Annotated in this window: 12 protein-coding genes and 7 pseudogenes; 8 read left to right on the forward strand and 11 right to left on the reverse strand. The window is 63.9% G+C overall.

Annotation, left to right across the window (positions count from 1 at the left end; genetic code table 11):
* Nucleotides 1-25: 25 nt before the first annotated feature.
* Nucleotides 26-1,393 (reverse strand): integrase core domain-containing protein, encoded by a 1,368-nt coding sequence (locus tag AMA02S_RS39475; RefSeq protein WP_218005294.1) that lies wholly within the window; start codon nucleotides 1,391-1,393, stop codon nucleotides 26-28.
* Between the two features lie 772 nt (nucleotides 1,394-2,165).
* On the opposite strand from AMA02S_RS39475, the gene AMA02S_RS43175 reads away from it, so the two are divergent.
* Nucleotides 2,166-2,540 (forward strand): C40 family peptidase, encoded by a 375-nt coding sequence (locus tag AMA02S_RS43175; RefSeq protein ID WP_169806978.1) that lies wholly within the window; start codon nucleotides 2,166-2,168, stop codon nucleotides 2,538-2,540.
* A gap of 145 nt (nucleotides 2,541-2,685) precedes the next feature.
* Here the strand turns inward: AMA02S_RS43175 and AMA02S_RS42660 are convergent, their stop codons facing one another.
* The 3 genes from AMA02S_RS42660 to AMA02S_RS39490 form a co-directional block, all read right to left on the reverse strand.
* Entirely contained in the window at nucleotides 2,686-3,180 is a 495-nt protein-coding gene (locus AMA02S_RS42660) for a hypothetical protein (RefSeq protein WP_157431156.1), read from the reverse strand.
* A gap of 420 nt (nucleotides 3,181-3,600) precedes the next feature.
* On the reverse strand, nucleotides 3,601-4,290 hold the full coding sequence (locus AMA02S_RS42665; RefSeq protein ID WP_157431157.1) for a hypothetical protein: 690 nt from the start codon (nucleotides 4,288-4,290) through the stop codon (nucleotides 3,601-3,603).
* 373 nt (nucleotides 4,291-4,663) lie between these two features.
* On the reverse strand, nucleotides 4,664-5,395 hold the full coding sequence (locus AMA02S_RS39490; protein ID WP_157431158.1) for a hypothetical protein: 732 nt from the start codon (nucleotides 5,393-5,395) through the stop codon (nucleotides 4,664-4,666).
* Nucleotides 5,396-5,703: 308 nt separating this feature from the next.
* On the opposite strand from AMA02S_RS39490, the pseudogene AMA02S_RS44550 reads away from it, so the two are divergent.
* The 3 pseudogenes from AMA02S_RS44550 to AMA02S_RS42680 all read left to right on the forward strand — a co-directional run.
* Nucleotides 5,704-6,159: pseudogene (locus AMA02S_RS44550) on the forward strand (terminase large subunit domain-containing protein); the annotation flags it as partial.
* Between the two features lie 25 nt (nucleotides 6,160-6,184).
* Nucleotides 6,185-6,504 (forward strand): annotated as a pseudogene (locus AMA02S_RS44555) (transposase); the annotation flags it as partial.
* Nucleotides 6,505-6,569: 65 nt separating this feature from the next.
* A pseudogene (locus AMA02S_RS42680) lies at nucleotides 6,570-7,388 on the forward strand (IS5 family transposase).
* A gap of 12 nt (nucleotides 7,389-7,400) precedes the next feature.
* Here the strand turns inward: AMA02S_RS42680 and AMA02S_RS39500 are convergent.
* Both AMA02S_RS39500 and AMA02S_RS39505 read right to left on the reverse strand, forming a co-directional pair.
* Complete coding sequence (locus AMA02S_RS39500; protein WP_067470145.1) at nucleotides 7,401-7,622, reverse strand: hypothetical protein; 222 nt, start codon at nucleotides 7,620-7,622, stop codon at nucleotides 7,401-7,403.
* 190 nt (nucleotides 7,623-7,812) lie between these two features.
* On the reverse strand, nucleotides 7,813-8,094 hold the full coding sequence (locus AMA02S_RS39505; protein WP_067470147.1) for a hypothetical protein: 282 nt from the start codon (nucleotides 8,092-8,094) through the stop codon (nucleotides 7,813-7,815).
* Nucleotides 8,095-8,267: 173 nt separating this feature from the next.
* Here AMA02S_RS39505 and AMA02S_RS39510 point away from each other — a divergent pair.
* Nucleotides 8,268-8,519 (forward strand): annotated as a pseudogene (locus tag AMA02S_RS39510) (transposase family protein); the annotation flags it as partial.
* A gap of 197 nt (nucleotides 8,520-8,716) precedes the next feature.
* Here AMA02S_RS39510 and AMA02S_RS39515 read toward each other — a convergent pair.
* On the reverse strand, nucleotides 8,717-9,973 hold the full coding sequence (locus AMA02S_RS39515; protein ID WP_067470150.1) for an IS4 family transposase: 1,257 nt from the start codon (nucleotides 9,971-9,973) through the stop codon (nucleotides 8,717-8,719).
* A gap of 113 nt (nucleotides 9,974-10,086) precedes the next feature.
* Here AMA02S_RS39515 and AMA02S_RS42685 point away from each other — a divergent pair.
* Nucleotides 10,087-10,191: pseudogene (locus AMA02S_RS42685) on the forward strand (IS5/IS1182 family transposase); the annotation flags it as partial.
* Between the two features lie 167 nt (nucleotides 10,192-10,358).
* Here AMA02S_RS42685 and AMA02S_RS45240 read toward each other — a convergent pair.
* Both AMA02S_RS45240 and AMA02S_RS43785 read right to left on the reverse strand, forming a co-directional pair.
* Nucleotides 10,359-10,709: a group II intron maturase-specific domain-containing protein gene (locus AMA02S_RS45240; protein WP_067470165.1), complete on the reverse strand. Its 351-nt coding sequence runs from the start codon at nucleotides 10,707-10,709 to the stop codon at nucleotides 10,359-10,361.
* Nucleotides 10,710-10,847: 138 nt separating this feature from the next.
* A pseudogene (locus AMA02S_RS43785) lies at nucleotides 10,848-11,614 on the reverse strand (reverse transcriptase domain-containing protein); the annotation flags it as partial.
* A gap of 991 nt (nucleotides 11,615-12,605) precedes the next feature.
* Between AMA02S_RS43785 and AMA02S_RS39530 the strand changes: the two are divergent.
* A complete protein-coding gene (locus AMA02S_RS39530) occupies nucleotides 12,606-13,526 on the forward strand; it encodes a hypothetical protein (protein WP_157431160.1) in 921 nt (306 codons plus the stop codon).
* Here the strand turns inward: AMA02S_RS39530 and AMA02S_RS42690 are convergent.
* Both AMA02S_RS42690 and AMA02S_RS39540 read right to left on the reverse strand, forming a co-directional pair.
* Entirely contained in the window at nucleotides 13,441-14,940 is a 1,500-nt protein-coding gene (locus AMA02S_RS42690) for a cell envelope integrity TolA family protein (RefSeq protein ID WP_157431161.1), read from the reverse strand. The two genes, AMA02S_RS39530 and AMA02S_RS42690, sit on opposite strands and share 86 nt — an antisense overlap.
* Before the next feature lie 288 nt (nucleotides 14,941-15,228).
* Nucleotides 15,229-15,963, reverse strand: a complete 735-nt coding sequence (locus AMA02S_RS39540; protein ID WP_067470159.1) for a hypothetical protein — start codon at nucleotides 15,961-15,963, stop codon at nucleotides 15,229-15,231.
* 166 nt (nucleotides 15,964-16,129) lie between these two features.
* On the opposite strand from AMA02S_RS39540, the pseudogene AMA02S_RS39545 reads away from it, so the two are divergent.
* Nucleotides 16,130-16,938: pseudogene (locus tag AMA02S_RS39545) on the forward strand (transposase family protein).
* The last annotated feature ends 23 nt before the right edge of the window (nucleotides 16,939-16,961 follow it).

The raw sequence follows: 16,961 nt of genomic DNA on the forward strand, positions 1-16,961 counted from the left end.
TTGAGTTAGGCGGCTTGAGCTGGGCTTATGCGGCGTGGTGGTATTCGTTGATCACGCCGGTGACTACGGGTCTTCGCCGGATGGATCGCAGGTCGTTGAGTTCAGCCGGGCTCCTGATGGGCTGGCATTTGGCATCTGGAGGTCGTTGCCGGCGGGCTTGGTGTGGCCGGTGACCGTTGTAGTGGTCCAGGTACTCGCCGAGCGCCATGGCCAGGTGCCGCTCCCCCAGGATCAACACCCGGTCCAGCAATTCACGGCGAAGGGTTCCGATCACGCGCTCACAGATGGCGTTCATCCGCGGCGTCCCCGGCAAGGTCCTGACGACCTGGAGCCCTTCAACCTTGAACACCTCATCGAACGCGGTGGTGAAGATCGGATCGCGGTCGTGGATCAGAAACCGCAGCGCGCCGATACGATCCTCCAATTCCATGGCCAGGTTGCGGGCCTGCTGGATCGCCCACGCCCCCGTTGGGCACGCGGTCACCCCGGCCAAATGCACTCTGCGGGTGCCGTGCTCGATGAACACCAGCGCATAGAGCCGCTTGAGCAGAACCGTCTCCACCACCAGGAAGTCGCAAGCGATGATCGCATTTGCTTGAGCGGCCAGGAACTGCCGCCACGTCGGCTCCGCCCGACGCGGTGCCGGATCGACGCCGGCTGCGTGCAGGATCTCCCACACCGTGGACGCCGCGATCGTGTAGCCGAGACGGGCCAACTCGCCTTGGATCCGCCGATGTCCCCACGCCGGGTTCTCCCGCGCCATCCGCAGGATCAGCGTTCTGATCGACGCACCTGTGCGGGGACGACCTGGACGGCGCCGGTCAGTGAAGGTCCACTTACGGGCGACGAGGTCACCGTGCCAGCGCAGGATCGTCGCGGGAACCACCGGAAAGACTTCGGCCCACCGCCCGCGCGGCACCAGATGGGACAACGCCGCAAACCAGAGCCGGTCGCCATGATCCCAGCGCGGACGACCTGTGGCCTGACGGCGCAGCACTTGGTTCTCGTGACGAAGCACCAGCAACTCGACGTCCTTGGACAGATCAGACCGGGCGAGCATCACCAACAGGCCGAGCAGGCTCCGGACCAACCGGTACAGCAGAGACAACAACACCTCGAGATGGTCGCAGCGACTGCCGCGGCACCGCAGTGAATCCCAGCTCACAGCATGAAACTGAGTATTCGAGCGGTACACGATCCGCACGCTGGGCCCCACATCAATCACGGTCCTGCTCACCATCACCGCCAAGATCACCAACCGGCACGGCGACCGGCAGGACACCACCCGGTACGCCGTCACCGTCACCGACCACGACAGCGGCCACGACGGCACCTGGCAGGTGTATGCGATCGAGCTCGCCTCCACCGGCAACACCGGGCAGTCAGCGACCAACGGAGATCCACCGTGACCTGCTGCCTATGTGCTCTCACCGCAACCGCGCGGACGCGGGTAAGAAGGCTGTGGGGTAGCGACAGCGATCATGGAGCAGTCCAAGCACCCGTGGCGATAGCGCTCGCGGCCGGGGTGGTGGTGTTGATCCCGTTGCTCTTCGGCGCGGGACTGGTCGGCCTCGACGACAGCTCCAGCCAGACGTGCGGAACCCAAACCGCCATTGAACCGGGCGTCAGCGCCAACGCCGAAAGCGCCATCCCCGCGACCTTCCTGCGCCTGTATCATCACGCCGGCCAGCAGTGCGGCGTGCCCTGGAACGTGCTGGCCGCGATCGGCAAACGTGAGTCTGACCATGGCCGCGACACCAAGTCTGGCTCAGGTGTCCAGACCGGCGCCAACTCCGCCGGTGCGGCCGGGCCCATGCAGATCGGGATCGGCGGCCGAGCCACCAACAACTGGGGCGGCCCGCCCCGCCACCCGGCCTCCCACAAGACCGGAGGGTCGGCGTCGAAGGAGACGGGGACGGCTGGGTCGACGTGCACAATCCAGCCGATGCCATCCCCGGCGCGGCCCGCGACCTGCTCGACCACGGGCCCCCACAAACCTCTACCAAGCCGTCTACGCCTACAACCCCGACCCCGGCTACGTCCGCACGATCCTGTCCCTCGCCGCCCGCTACGCCAAAGGCGACTTCCACACCGTCGCCGATACCGGCGCCACCATCGGTGAATGTCCGGGTGACGTAGCCGCCTACACCTCCTTGCCCGGCGGCGTGACCGCCAAGGTCATCACCTACGCCAAGGCACAACTCGGTAAGCCCTACATCTGGGGAGCCGAAGGACCCGACTCCTTCGACTGCTCCGGCCTAACGATGATGGCCTACCGAGCCGCCGGGATCTCTATCCCGCGCACCTCACAAACCCAGTACCGGCACGGCAGACGCATTCAGCCCGGCACCGAACAACCCGGCGACCTGGTCTTCTTTCATCCTGGTGATTCCGGGCCTGAGCACGTCGGTATCGTTTACGCACCGAACAACGGCACCATGATCACCGCTCCGCACACCGGAGCAAAAGTCCGCTACCAAAGCTACAAGAACTATCCAGGCGGCCCCCTCGGCTTCACCCGACCGCCCAACGTAGGCTGAGAACGGGTCCCGCCGACCTACCGTCTACCACGGACCGACACATTCAAAGGAGCAGCGCCGGCAGCCGTGTGCACCTGTCCACCGAACAAGTAGCCGAGGACGCCGCCGCTCGACTACTTGAGTAGCTCGGGGTTCTGGGTGCTTCTTAAGGGTGCCATGGCTCAAGTGATACCGTTCCGTTCTCAAGAGATTCCCAGAACATCGCCTGGAAATGCTCCCGCGCCTCCTTGAGGGTCTCACCTCCTTTGTATCCATTCCCTTCCTGCACGTCAATGGCAGCCTGATAGCCCCACTCCATAAGACCGTGTGCCATCTTGGCAAGAGATCGATCCGCAATGAGACCGAACTCGGCAACGAGTGAGCGAAGACGAGGCAGTCGTTTTCCGATCTCATTCACGTGATCGGGCTCGGACGCGTGGCGGTCGTAGGTGATGCCCTCGCAAAGAAGTTCGATCTCAGTAGCCACGGTCACGATGTCGGTGGCTGCTCGAAGGCGCTCCTGATTCCACTGTCTTTGGTCTTCTGCCCTCCGGCGTTCCCTCTCAGCTTTCCGCTGGATGATTTGAGTAAAGATCGCCGCAGACAGAGTTCCGGCCACACCTATAGTTGCAGTTATCATTGCCAAGACGGATGTCGACATAGCGACTCACGCTAGCAGTCAGCACTGGCAGCAGTAGGTGTCTAGAGCGAAGCCATCCGGACCATGCTCGCCTTGATCAAGGAGCCGAGAATCTGAGGCCGCCTGCGGCCTGCACTTCCAGCCCGAGCATGTCACCGAAGACGCTACCGCGCGACTATGAAGTAGCTATCCCCTGAAAGAGTCTCCACTATTGCCCTTTTGTGTTCGTGACACAAATCACCGCTATCAAGAGCACAACCCCCTAGCCAGCCCAACCGAACAACATGGCCTGCCAGTATCGATCCGAATGGCGGACCTCAAAATTCGGGAGCTGAGACGCGGTGAGATCACCCGTCGCGGTCTCGACCTCACCCCGGCGTCGCAAGTCCACCTGTCCACCAAACAGGTAGCCGGCGACGCGGCCTTCCGCTTGCTTAGAAGCTAGACGGATTCAGTGTGGCCAGGGTCTCTTGAGCTGCCAGGGAAGTCACCATCACCATCGTCATTGAGTTGCCCGGACCCGGCAGCATCCGCCAATTGGCGACGCATGAACTCCATGCGAGTTTCGCGGCTAAAGGCACCCATCTCAGCCCGAACACGCAAAGCCTCGGCGCGGATGTACTCAAAGTAGATCTCCAGCGCCTCATACACACGCCCCACTGAACTGGAGGGCGGCGGCAAGTCGTCTCCCCGAAGAAGAGCAGAAATGGCATCTTGACAGTCCCTGGCCAGGTCCGTTCTCGCCAACTCCTCAGGAAGGTCCCATTTGATGAAGAGTCCCTCCTGGTAATTGAAGGTCTTGCAGACCGTTACCAGCACTTCGATGCGGGCACGCAGGCCGGTATTCGGTAGCCGCCCTGCAAGCAGAGAGATACGGTCAACGACCTCATTTCGTTTCTGCTTCCACTCTTGAGGAGCTGTGGTCAAGAACGGCGACTTGGGGAGTGTTCGTAGCTCCTCAAGCAGGTCAAGGAGGTCAATCATCACAGATCTCTCTTGCTGACGCCGATCGACCGCCAATGCCTGTTTATGCTGCAAGTGGTGCTCGACCATCTTTTGTCCGATGCCAGAGAGAAGGCCAAATACCGCCCCGAAAGCTGCGCTAAGAGCTGCCAAAATTGCTGGTCCCATATCCCACAGTGGTACCACAGCCTCCGCATGAGGCAGTGTCAATGTCCAGATCCGGCACCCGTCCCCTCTGCGGACGTGTATTCGATGGCAGTCAGTGCCGCAAACGCGACGATCACCACTGCCATCCGCGAGCCGATCACGTCGTGGCGTTCTTCAACGAGCTCTTCTGCACACCAAGGGCCGCTGGGCGCGCACGCCGTTCGGCCTGGCCCGTTGGCAGGAGCGCGCTCAGTTCCAACCCGCACGGAGTGCTCTACGGCGAGTTGTTGACCGCGCTGTCCGGGTCCAGCTGAAGCGGTCCGGACCATGCTCGCGCTGGCCCGCGGGTTCGAGCTCGCGCCAGCTTCCCGCGTGCACCTCCAGATCGAGTCGGCTAGAGATCCGGCCTCCGGAATCTCCGCAGCTCAGACAGTCGATCAAGGTTGTCGACGCGTGACCGCCCGCGCTGGGGAATGATGCGAACCTGAGCCCTCGTGCGGCGGGAATGCTCTCTCAGCTCCTCACGGATGATCTTCCGCCGGTCTTCTGAGGTCAGGTCCAAGAGTCCCATCCGGGAGAAGGTCTCGCGGATGGGAGCTAGCTGCTCCTCGAAATGCGCATCCCATTCGATCATCGCCTCCTGCACAGCTACGACACTGCTCGATGCAGCCGGGATCAGATCTCCTCGACGCGAGGCGGCCAATACAAACATGGCGTCCTGAGTGAGGACGTCTCTCACATGGTGCTCAGACAACCCAAGGGCACGATGCAGCGTCTTGGCGATGAGCAGGTGCATCGCCTCTCCCATCAACGCGAGGCGTTGGCGCAGCTCTGGGGATGGATGCTGTTCACGGAGCAGAGCCACCTTGGCCAACAGCGTGTCTCTCTCCGCCACCCATGCGTCGAGAGCCGATGAACCAGCCGCCCCTCGCGCTGGCCAGCGCGGCAGTTCGCGCAGCTCGGCGATGACGGCAAGTAGCTTGGTCGTGACGTCCCTCGCTAGCTGGCGCTGCTCCGCTTCGACCGCGAGCCGACGCTCGACGGTCGTTTTCAGCCGCCACGTGAAGGCGGCAGCCAGTGTCGCCGCGACCGGAGCACCTGCAAGAGCAACGAGCACTGTGTTCACGGACCGACGTTTATCACACACGTTCAGCTATCGACGCCTTGTCGCGCCATCGAGCGGTCGGGAGGGGCTATGCCGAGGCGGCGAGGCCATCCTTCCGTCTGCGGCAGGACGTTCGACGGCGCTCGATGCCGCAAGCATGTGATCACCACTGCCGCCAGCGGGCCGATCACGTGGGCGCGTTCCTCACCGAGCTCCTCCTGCACACCAAGGGCCGATGGGCGCCCACGCCGTTCGAGATGGCTCGTTAGCAAGAGCGCGACATCCTGCGGCCGCTGTTCGGCGAAGTCACATGAGACGAGCAGGCTGGTATGTACGTGGGCCGGTACCGGACCGCGTATCTGCTGATGGCGCGTAAGAACGGCAAGACCGAATTGACCGCCGGGATCGCGCTGTACCTCCTGGTCGCCGACGGGGAGGAGGGCGCGGAGATCTATGGGTGTGCCAAGGACCGTGACCAGGCCCGGCTGGTCTAGGAAGTCGCTGCGCGCATGGTGCGGTTGTCGCCGACCTTGTCGCGGCGGCTGGTGGTCAAGAAGCACGCGCGGCGGATCGTGGATGAGTCCACCGCGAGCTTCTACGAGGTGATTCCGGCCGACGCGCCCGGCGCGCTCGGTTCCAACCCGCACGGCGTGCTGTATGACGAGTTGCTGACCGCGCCGTCCGGGGATCTGTGGAACGCGCTGCGCACGGGTGCGGGCGCGCGGACGCAAAGTCTGCTGCTCGCGACCACGACCGCAGGGGCGGACCGTGACTCGTTCTGCTACGCCGAGTACTCCCGCGCGCTGCGCGCGCTGCAAACGCGGGTCGAAGATCCACTTGCTGACCGATCGTGCCGGTCTGCCGATCCCTGTCGGAGTCTTGGCGGCCAACACTCACGACGAGCTCGGGATGGAACCGCTGGTACGCGGCATCCCGCCCATCCGGTCTCGGCGCGGTCCGCGCCGGCGGCGTCCGACCGAGCTGCACGCGACGAGGGCTACGACTTCCCCGACCTGCGGGCCTGGCTGCGCAGCCGCGACATCGTGCCGCGCATCGCCCGCCGCGGCAAAGCCGACCACTTCCTGGCCTTCGCCGGCATCGCCGCCGCCCTCATCAGCCACCGCCACCTCAACCAAATGAGACGACGTCTAATTTGGACCGTGTCCTATGTGGTGAGGCGCTCGTTGGGCTTGCTATGGGACGGGGAACGTGGAGTTGGATCGTGCCGGACGGATTGTGGGAGATCGCCAAGCCACTGATTCCGCCGCCCAGGGTGCGCCCTCAGGGCGGAGGGACGCAGGACACCCCTGATGAGACGGTGTTCGCGGCCATCATCTACGTTTTGGTCAGCGGCTGCGCCTGGCGGGCGTTGCCGCCGTGTTTCGGGATATCAAAGTCGACGGCTCACCGCCGGTTCGTGATCTGGTCGCGGGCCGGGGTGTGGGGCCGGCTGCACGAGGCCGTCCTGCATCGGCTGGATGACGCCGGCCTGGTCGACGTCTGGCGGGTCGTGCTCGACTCGGCCCATGTGAGGGCCAAAAAGGGGGCGCACACACAGGTCCGAGCCCCGTGGACCGCGGTAAGCCGGGTTCCAAGATGCACGTCCTGTCGGACGCGAACGGACTGCCGCTGGTCGTCGGCGTCTCAGCCGGCAACGTCCACGACAGCCAGGCCCTGAAGCCCATGGTGGCCGGCCACCACACGAGACACGACCCTTGCCGCGGCCGCTACTTCAAACCGCAACGCCTACACGCCGACAAAGCCTATGACCTTCCTGACCTGCGTCGATGGCTACACGGCCAACGCATCGGCGTGCGTATCGCCCGCCGAGGCATCGAATCCAGCCGACGATTAGGCCGCCGAAGATGGGTGATCGAGCGCACCCTGTCCTGGCTGACCGGGCTATCGCAGGCTCAACCACCGCTACGAACGCAATCCCCGCAACTACCTGGCCTTCCTCGGTCTCGCGGCCGCCCTGTGCTGCTACAAACGACTCGTCCGCCTCACCACATAGGACACGGTCCTATTAGCGCTCAATGAGATGTATTCGCCGGGGATTCTTAACGGGCTCGGTGAAGATACCGTTCCTTGACCAGACCGCGTGGAGAGCCTGTTGGTAGGAAGCTCGCTCGCGTCCTGTGCAGTTGTAGGCCGTCATCCGGATCGGCTGGCCCTGATCGTCAAGGGTGATGCTGCGCTTGTCAGTGCCGATGAGGTAGTCGATACGGGCGTCCAGCAGCTTGGGCATCGCCGCGATTAGGCCGTGTGTCGACGCCGCAGCGGGGGTGGGGGCCCCTGGCCAGTAGTACCAAGGTGTCGGTGGCGTCCAGGTCCTCGAAGGCGACCAGCGCGGCTAGGAAGACGGAACAGCCCTTGATTCCCTACTTCTCCAGACGAAGAGCCGGAGGTCAAGGGCTGTTCGGGTCACCGGCCGGCCGTTATCCCCGGGTCTGGTGCGTGACGAAGACGGTCTGGTGGATGCTGCAGGTCACGCGCGAGACGGAATCCGCCGGCACCCACGGCCCGAAGCAATCGAGGTCGCCGAGGAATGGGACGTACTGCCGCGCCCACACGCGGTGCTCTCCGGTGCCGCCGGTGCACCGGCTCTCATAGTTCTGGCCGTCGACCTGCCTGGCGGCGCAGCCGGTCGGGGCGGCTGCGGCACTAGACGCGGTGCCCACAAGCGCCGACGCCGCGGCCACACCGGCGAGCGAGATCATCGTTGTCCGCCTTCCGATCCGCGCTGTGCGTGTGTTCTTCATGATTTCGTCCCTTCACATGGGGGTTTGTTACGCCGCCCGCGCCTTTGGTGATCGATGCGTCACGCCCACCCGTCCGCGAGCAATCACCCGAGATTCGCGTCCGGGTGGTCGCTGGATGACCGATCGACGGAATTTCTGATCGGCCGGGCCGGACGCGACGGCCCCGCGTAGCATCGTCTGGCGGATGTGTGGATCATGGGCGGCGCGAGCTGGACGAGGCCGGGATCCTCACGCTGGCCGACAAGGGATATCAAGGCGCTGAGGCCCAAGTTGTCGTCACCCCGTACAAGGGCCGGGACAAGCCCGAGTCCCAGAAGCAGGCGAACCGCTCGCACGCCAGGCTCCGCGGACCCGGCGAACGCGCGAACGCCCAGCTGAAGTCGCAATGCCATTTAGTTAGGCAGCTGGGCTGAAGATGTAGACCTCTGGCCTACCTTGATGCCGTACTCCATTATCTGTGCTCTTCTTTACTCGGAAAGAGTTGTGGCGCTGGCGTTTCACCACGCGTGGGTATGTCCGCATGCGCCGGGGATGGTTTGGCCGTTCAAGAATCTCTTCCAGGGCATCTGCAGTGGCTCGTTCAAGGTGCTTCGGGGGAAAAATCCGCCGGCCCGGTGATCTGGCGGCGGACGACTCGCAGCGAGCGCATGAAGGAGAGTCGATCTGGATCGATATCGGCTTGATCAGCTGCCTCAACCATGAGTTTGCGGACGGCATAATGGCTGAGAAGGAATCCCCAGAGTTCTTGTTCGGCAAGTTCTGGGGTCTTCGATCTCAGGAGCGCTCCCGGCCCCTTCTGGTGGGTCTTCACCTCGTCAATGACCAGCTCGATCTCCCACCGCTCGTGGTATGCCGCGGCGAGTTCCGCAGCAGGCGCCTGCTCCGGGTCCAGGATGGTTGTGACCAAAGTGAAGAGCTCGTCCTCATCTCCTCGTCCGAGGATCTGGTAATCGAAGACGCGGACATAGAATCCGGGTAGATCGGAGATTTTGATCGCGCCCTTACGTAGCCGCTCGTAGGCTGCCATCTTGCGCTGTGGATCCGCCGAAAATGAAAGATACGATCCGTCCGGCAGCCATTCTAGGACCGGGAGATCACTGTTCATCTTCGCCCTGAAAAGGGCATCGGCACCGCCATTTTTGAACCGCTTCAGGTTTTCGTGACTGTACATCCCCTTGTCGGCGATAATCAGCATGTCATCGCCGACGGCGTCGGTGGCCAACAACCGGGTTGCCAGCGTAACCTCGGTTTCTCGTTGCGCTCCGATCTCGGCGGCGACGATCGCGTGAGTGCCGCATTCGGCAAGTCCCACGACCAGCGCTTTGGGGAAGACTCCCTTCTCGTTCTTCTTTTTCCCGGAGAAGCCGAAGCGGTCACCGTTAGCAGGGCTGTCGAAGGCTTCCACATCAAAACCGTCCAGCGCCATCAGCCGCCAGCGTCCCAGCCAGGCACCTTTCGTGGAGCGCAGGGCGCAGGGAACCGCTACGCGTTCGAAGAGATCACGCATCACCTCGGCGCCCAGACGCCGTCGAGCCTGGGTCAATGCCCCCGGCGTCGGGATCGTCCATTCAGCCCGCCAGCTCCCCAGCCAGCGCAACCCCTGGACCAGTTTACGCATGACCTCTTCGTAAGATTCACCATGAAAGAGCGTCATCGCCATCACGAAATAGACAACCACGCGCGCGGGAAGTTTACGCAGCCGCTGCTCGCGCCTGCCAGATTCCAGTATTATCTCGTCCACCAGCTCGTGCGGAACGATCCGCGTCAGCACACCAATACCGATTCGCTCCGTCACGACGGAACCGAAACCACTGCTTCCGCTGCCAGGATCAGCCATAGCCGAAAAATATCCGCTCCAGCTTGCGACCGCCACCAAACAACGAAACCCACAACCTCACCTGTGGATATGTGGATATCAAGAGGAAGACACCTTTAACTAAATGGCATTGGCTGAAGTCGTGGAGGCTGCTCCGCAAGCTTCGCTGCAGCCCCGGCAAGGCCGGCCACCTCGTCAAGGCCATCGCCGTCCTTCAGAACTACGAGGTCACCCGAGGATGTAGGGTCGGGAGCTGGCGCGGTGGCTTGTCCTGGCGGGAGGGCTCGGGGCCTTTCTTCCGCCGGTTTCCCGGTCGGCCGTGCCTTCCCCGATGACCATGGCCAGGACTGCTCCGTTTCCAGCTCCCGCCGCTTCGAACCGTGCATGCGGTTCTCCCGCACACGGCTCACCGACGCCGTTCACCGCCGGCATTCAGTCTCTCCCGCCAGGGCTTGCCCGCCCTGGGTGCGACGACGATTCCATACAAGCTGATCAAACCCAGGTCGACCGGCCGAGAATTGATCATCACATACCAGCCGAACCGGGTGCTGCGCCGGTGCTTCTTGCTGACGAACCGCGCCAGCCGCATCCGCACAGACTTCATGATCTTGCTGAGACGCTGCGCCGAGTGCCCGTACTTGAAGTACCCGGCCCAGCCGCGAAGGAAGTCGTTGACGTCACTGGCGATCGTCTCCGGCCGCAGCGGCAGCCTGCGCCGGTCGGTGATCTCCCGAACCCGGGCACGAGCGTGCTGCATGGCCTTGTCCGCGGGCCAGCGCGCGAGGAAGGTCACCTTCGGCTTGCCCCGGTCGCCCCGCGAGCGCACCAGCCGGTGGTGGAAGCCGAGGAAGTCCAGGCCCTCACCGCCGACCTCCAGGTGCACGATGCGGGTCTTGGACGGTTTCGGTTCCAGCCCGAGACCGGCCAGCAGACCGGTCAGACGCGCAAGCGCCCGTTCGGCCTGGTGCTGTGACCAGCACATGACGAGCATGTCATCGGCGAACCGCACCAGCGTCCATCGCTTTGGTCCCATTCCCGGTCGAGCCGGTGCAGGTAGATGTTGCAGAGCAACGGTGAAAGCGGGGAACCCTGCGGGGTCCCGGTGACCTCTCGCCGGACCTGCCCGTCGGTCATCACTCCCGCGCGCAGGATCACGCGCAGGAGTTTGAGCACGGACTGGTCCACGACGCGTTCCTCGATCGCTTGCATCAACTCTTCATGCGGAATCGCCGTGAAGCAGTTGGCGATGTCCGTCTCGACCACCCACCGCCGCCCTCGCCGCTGCTCGTCGATGAGCACCTGGAGGGCATCGTGCGGCGACCGCCGCGGGCGGAACCCGAACGAACAGTCGGCCATATTGGCCTCGAAGACCGGCTCGAGCACGATCTTCAACGCGGCCTGCACGATACGGTCACCAACCGAGGGAATCGACAACGGTCTCTGCTCCGACCCGCCGCCCGGCTTCGTGATCATCACCCTCCGAGCGGCAAGCGGCCGATACCGTTTCGCCCTCAGCTCCTCGGCCAACTCGGCCAGAAGTCGGCCGACGCCGTACTCCTCGACCTCGGCCAGCGTGGTCTCGTCGACGCCGGGTGCGCCGTTGTTCGCGCGCACCACCACCCACGCGCGCCACAGGACGTCTGGGCGGAAGACCTTGTCCATCAGCGCGTGGAACCTGCGTCCGGGATCGGCCTTGGCCGCCCGGTAGAGCGCATGCTGCAAGGCACGGACCGGATCACGCGGACGTGATCCCGAAGCGGCGGGGATAGCCTGACCGGCACTCACCGGGCCTCCTCCTTGAAGACACTGCGCATCGACGAAGTAGTGGCCCTTCCCTCACCGCCGGTTGTGTTGTCCGATCGGCTCAAGCAGTACTACGGCCACCTCCGACGCCCACCCGGCCAGCCATCCACTTCCCGAGGTCATCGGTTATAGGACGCCACGCTCCGGCAACAGACTTCCGCAGGTCACCGGGCCGGGGAGGGCCTCCCCAGTTCCCGCCGTCACTATCGATACGTTCCGCGCCCCATACGCCGGGGAGTCCTTCACGGCTGCATCTTCAGGATCTTCGCCGCTTCCATGGCCTTCACCCCGATTTCGAGGGGCTCGGCTCTCCCTTTTCCGCCCCGAAAGACGGCTGAGTAACGACGCCGCAGGCTTCGCTTCATACTACGGACCGCATCCTCGCTCCCCCCAAAGGGGCCTTTGACGCTGGGCTTCGACCCCGCCCGTTTCCAGACGAAACCGCCAGCCTGCTACCGGGCCTCCTGGCAGCTACCCGGACCGGACTTCCACCGGCAAGCGACGACGAGCTTATGAACAGCAAGATCCACCGCTACCTCACGGCTTCACCCCCTGCTCTGCTGGGCGCACGAAAAAGGCTCAGTGGGGCCTCGGAGTCCGGATCGAGCGCACACGAACAGCGGGTAGATCAGCCCGTACTGGTTGTGGTAGACGACTCGTCGCGGCTCACCGATCACGAGGGCGTCAAACCCCGTGATCGGGGTCCTTAGCCGAGTCTTCAAGGGGCACAGGCTCGTGAGCTCAGCGGCGGATTCTCCGAGGCGCGCGGAGCGCTGACCACGTCGTCTGGCGGCCGGGTCAGGGTGATCGATACCCATCGATCAACAAGATTTGGCGTGGCTAAGATTTCGTGAAACTGCCCTTCTGTGCGAAGCACAAGGACTTCAATGGACTTATGGACGCGGGGCAGGTCTGGGCGTATCGAGAGCGGGTGCGGAGTCCCGATTGTCCGGTTGAGCGGGTGGAATACCTACAGCCGGCTTCGAAGGGCAGCAAGTGTCTGGTCCAGTTCCTTGATCGCGACGGGCATGAGGAGTGGATTCCGCGGGGCCGTCTGATCGTTCTCTGGAACGAGCGCGAGGCTTGGCTAGAGGACGAGCGCCGGATGGCCGCGGTCGTGGAAGTCTCCGCGCACGCGTACGAGACTCCGCAGTTCAATGCCGTGTCGTCACTGCTGGGTGATTGGGGATTCATCGAAGGGGTTGAGCTCGGCTGGTCGCAAGACGAGCTCTGCACGGTGCAGATCGAGGAGTTCTCATCGGTGTGCGAGCAACTGACGATGAACCCGGATGACCTCCGGCAGGAACCACTGGCCTATACAGACAATGACGGCTTGTTCGTGGGGCCATGGTCGCTCGCTGTGAAGATCGCCAGGCGCGTCGCCGAGCTCAACGGAGAAGCCGCCATGCAGCAGGTGATGGAAGAGGAGTACAAGATCGAGCTAGAGATGCTCCACGGTTATACGTTCACGGTCGGGCGTGAACGCGAGGAGCATTGGGTTTCACCGGAGCGTCTGAAGGATCATCACGCAAAGCAGCTCATGGCGCTGAACATTGTGCGGGAGTGGTGCGGCAGGGAGGTCATCGAGCGGATAGACGAGCTGGAAGCTCTGCGTGAAGAGGTGCGGCGTCTCGGGCAGCTGGTTGAGCGTGCCATTGCCGAACTCCGCCGATGTGGTCAGGGCGCTACAGCCGCCACCATGGAAAGCGACCTTGGCGTGCCAGTATCCAGGTTGGTACTTCGGGGACGTAAGAAGGGGCGGGGTGGTTGAGAGGCTCCCTGGAGGGAGGTCGATACTCCTTCCTGGGTTCAAGCGGGCTCCAGTCACCCAAATGAGGGCGCAGGTCATCCGGGCTGGGGTCAGGGTGGAAGCGTTCGACCAGGGCTTCTAGATCGGCGGCTGGATCGAGTTGATCCGCGCGAGCTCTCGCCCAGGCCATCCACTCGGTAGCTGCGTCCGGCGCGCCTGCCACAGTGGCGGCACGGTCGAGCTCATCGCAGAATTCGCGGATCTGCCCAGCGAGCATCCATCCAAGTAGCGCGTCCCCGAATGCCTTCTCACGCAGTTGCTCGATCGCGAGCCTGCGGGCTGCAGCCATGGCCGCTTCCCACTCGCCCCTGGTCGCCGCCTTCCTGCGTTCTTCCTCTGCCTGTTGCTTCTCATGCTCGGTCAGCCATTCCTGGTGTTGACGCCGTCGCATACGCTCTTGTTCCTCGGCTTGCTCGGCCTGCCGCTCGGCTTCGTCGATCACTTCGGTAAGTTTCGTCTCGACCTTGGACCTATCCCGATCCGTCCATTCCCTGGCATCGGGCGTGCGCGGCGACAACTCGATGCGCAGGCGTCCTGACGGCACGGAGTCGTATTCAGGAGGCGTGATCCGCTGCCAGTCGTAGGTGACCCGCAGGCGCGGATCGTCGGCTGGCAGGCGGCGTGGAAGCTCGTCCACATCCTCCGAAATCTTGATCGTGAACGAGTGCTCGCGAACCCGGAGGGACAACTGCTGGCTCTTTCGGGAGGCCGCCACAGCATGTCCGCGGCGTTCCGACCTTCGGGCGAGAATCCTCACGAGGTCGACCGCGCGTTCTCGGGCTCCGTCACTGACCTTGAGAAGCTGTTGGGCCCGTCCGAGCAGCTCGAACAAGGCATCTCCGGTAACCTCGTCGCGTGCACGCAGTCTGATGCGGTTCCAGTCGGTCTTGGCGGCAGGACTGTCGTCGCCGAGTTTGATGATCAACGGCCCGACGTCTCTGCCGGTATGCAGGAGTTGCTTGCCGTCCGGCACCAGCCCCTGCCGCTTGGCTGCGTTGACCGCCTTCCGATAGCGGGCACGTGTCGCGTCGTCCGGGTCGTCGATTCTGATGGTCTCGCCCGCTACCAGGCATAGCTCTGCGATGAGTTCAGCTGCGGGATCCTGGGCAGGAACACGCTGTGGCACCTTGGTGCCCCAACCGACTGGTTCCGGCCGATCAGGATGGTGCCCATGCTGGAGATAGAACCTCCCGGCTTCGGTGATCTCGACCTGCCACACACCATCACGGCGAGGTGTCTTCACCAAACCGCGATTTCGCAACGCGTACACGGTTGTGGCCAACTCAGAGCGCCTCGCGCTCACCTCTTCCGCATCGTTCGCTACGCGCTGCAACACCGACAGCTGCCTGTCATTCAACGTCGCCCACCGCTGCATACCAGCAGGGCACAGCACTTCTGCTCACATACGCAAGTCAAATGACTGTTTCGGCAGGTGAGAACATTGCCCACACTGGGTTGCGGACGGGCAATATCCAAGCAATAGGGGGCCTCTATGCGCATCATGGGAGATCGAATCAGTCGGCGATGGTTAGGGTGCTTACGCCCAATTTGTGGGCGTGTGTCGTGCAGCCGTGCGTGTGGAATCCGGTATCTGGTTCGAATCGGCACTGGGAGATCAATCCCGCGTACTCGGAGCCACCAAGCACTCAGGCTCGACAACTCGCTATGGCTCGGGCCCGTGCGCAGCCACTCCGGGTAGGGCCCAACTGTCGCTACGAGATGCAGGTGGGTGGTTAGGTCCCCACTGTGATGCGGTGGACATCGCCGATCGAGGTGGCGGCTGGTATGTGCGAATGGTTGTGATCAGCCCTCGGACACACACTGACCGCACATGTGGGGGCTCCGGAATTACGCGGGCCTCCACTTCGTGTTTCTGGGGATAGTAGGTCATCGTCAGGCCCAGCTTCTGGTAGAGGTCGGCCTTGTCCTGCGGCTCCGCGTTGATCGCCAGTTGCGCCAGGTCTCCAGTTTGCCGCAGCGTCTCAGCGATCTGTTCCCGGGAGATGCCTGTGTGGCGCGGAGCGGTTTTCGCCTCGTTCTCCAGCCGTCGGCGCTCTGTCTTGACGTCGTTGATCCAGCCGGTGACCTCGGCGGGGTCGGCCCCGGCGTCCAGCGCGGCGCGGTAGCGGGCGAGCTTGCGATCGCATTGCAGAAGCTGTTGACGCAGGTCAGCGGCCTTCTGCGCGTCCGGGTCGACCGTCTGGTCGGTCATCATGTCGATGGCGGCATTGATGCGGTCGGGCGTGAACGCGGTCGCCAGCCACCCGTCGACCTCGCCGAGGATCTCCGCCTCGCGGAGATAGACGACCTTGGGATGGTCGAGTTCATTGACGGCGGCGTATTCGGCCGCAAAGCGGCATCGGTAGTACGCCTGCTGGTTGTTCCAGTTGCCTTGCATCTTGCGTTTGCAGTGACGTTTTCTCAGTGAAATGAGCTGTGTGATTGCTCGAAGCGTGCCCGGGAGGGCGGCTCGGGTGTCGGGCCGCAGGTGCGCACAGACGTGAAGCCTCTGGTAGGACAGGTCTCACCACAAGATCATGTCCACAGCTACCAGAGGCTTCACGTTGGTCACCGATGTTGCCACGCTCGATGTCCCACGCCACATCGTGGAGTACCTCGCGGGCCTGCTCGCCGCCCACCGCCGCCGGATCAGCACCCCGCGCGGCAGCCGGGCGCTGGGGCCGTTCCGCCAGGCCGTGCTGGCACTGCGCTGGTTGCGTGAACGCGGCTGCGTGCACCGCTTGGCCCGCGACGCGGGCATCCCCCAGGCCACCGGCTACCGCTACCTGCACGAGGCCATCAGCGTCCTGGCCGAGCAGGCCCCCGACCTGCACGCGGTCCTGGACCGCTGCCGAGACCAGCAGATGACGCACGTGATCTTGGACGGCACGCTGATCCGCAGCGACCGCGTCGCGGGCCTCCGCGACAACGGCAACGACCTGTGGTTCAGCCAGAAGCACAAGGCGTTCGGCGGCAACGTGCAGTTTCTTGCCGCTCCCGACGGCACCCCGCTGTGGGTCTCCGATGCCGAGCCCGCCTCCATCCCCGACATCACCGCAGCCCGCACCCACGCACTTCCCGCTCTCTACCAGGCCGCCGCCGGCGGGCGCCGACCCTGGCAGACAAGGGGTACATCGGCGCCGGCATCGGCATCCAGGTCCCGGTCCGCCGGCCCAAGGGCCGGTCCGAGCAGGCACTTCACCCCGACACCCGCACACGCAACACACTCCTGCGCACCGTCCGCGCCCTGGGCGAACGCACCGCCGCCGAACTCAAACAACGCTGGCGCGCCCTGCAGCACATCACCCTCAGCCCCAGCCGGATCGGCGATATCGCCCGCGCAGCCCTTGTCCTCAACCAGATCTGGAAATGATCAACGCTGAGAAAACCTCAGTG

The organism is Actinomadura macra NBRC 14102 (assembly GCF_001552215.1).
Taxonomy (GTDB): domain Bacteria; phylum Actinomycetota; class Actinomycetes; order Streptosporangiales; family Streptosporangiaceae; genus Spirillospora; species Spirillospora macra.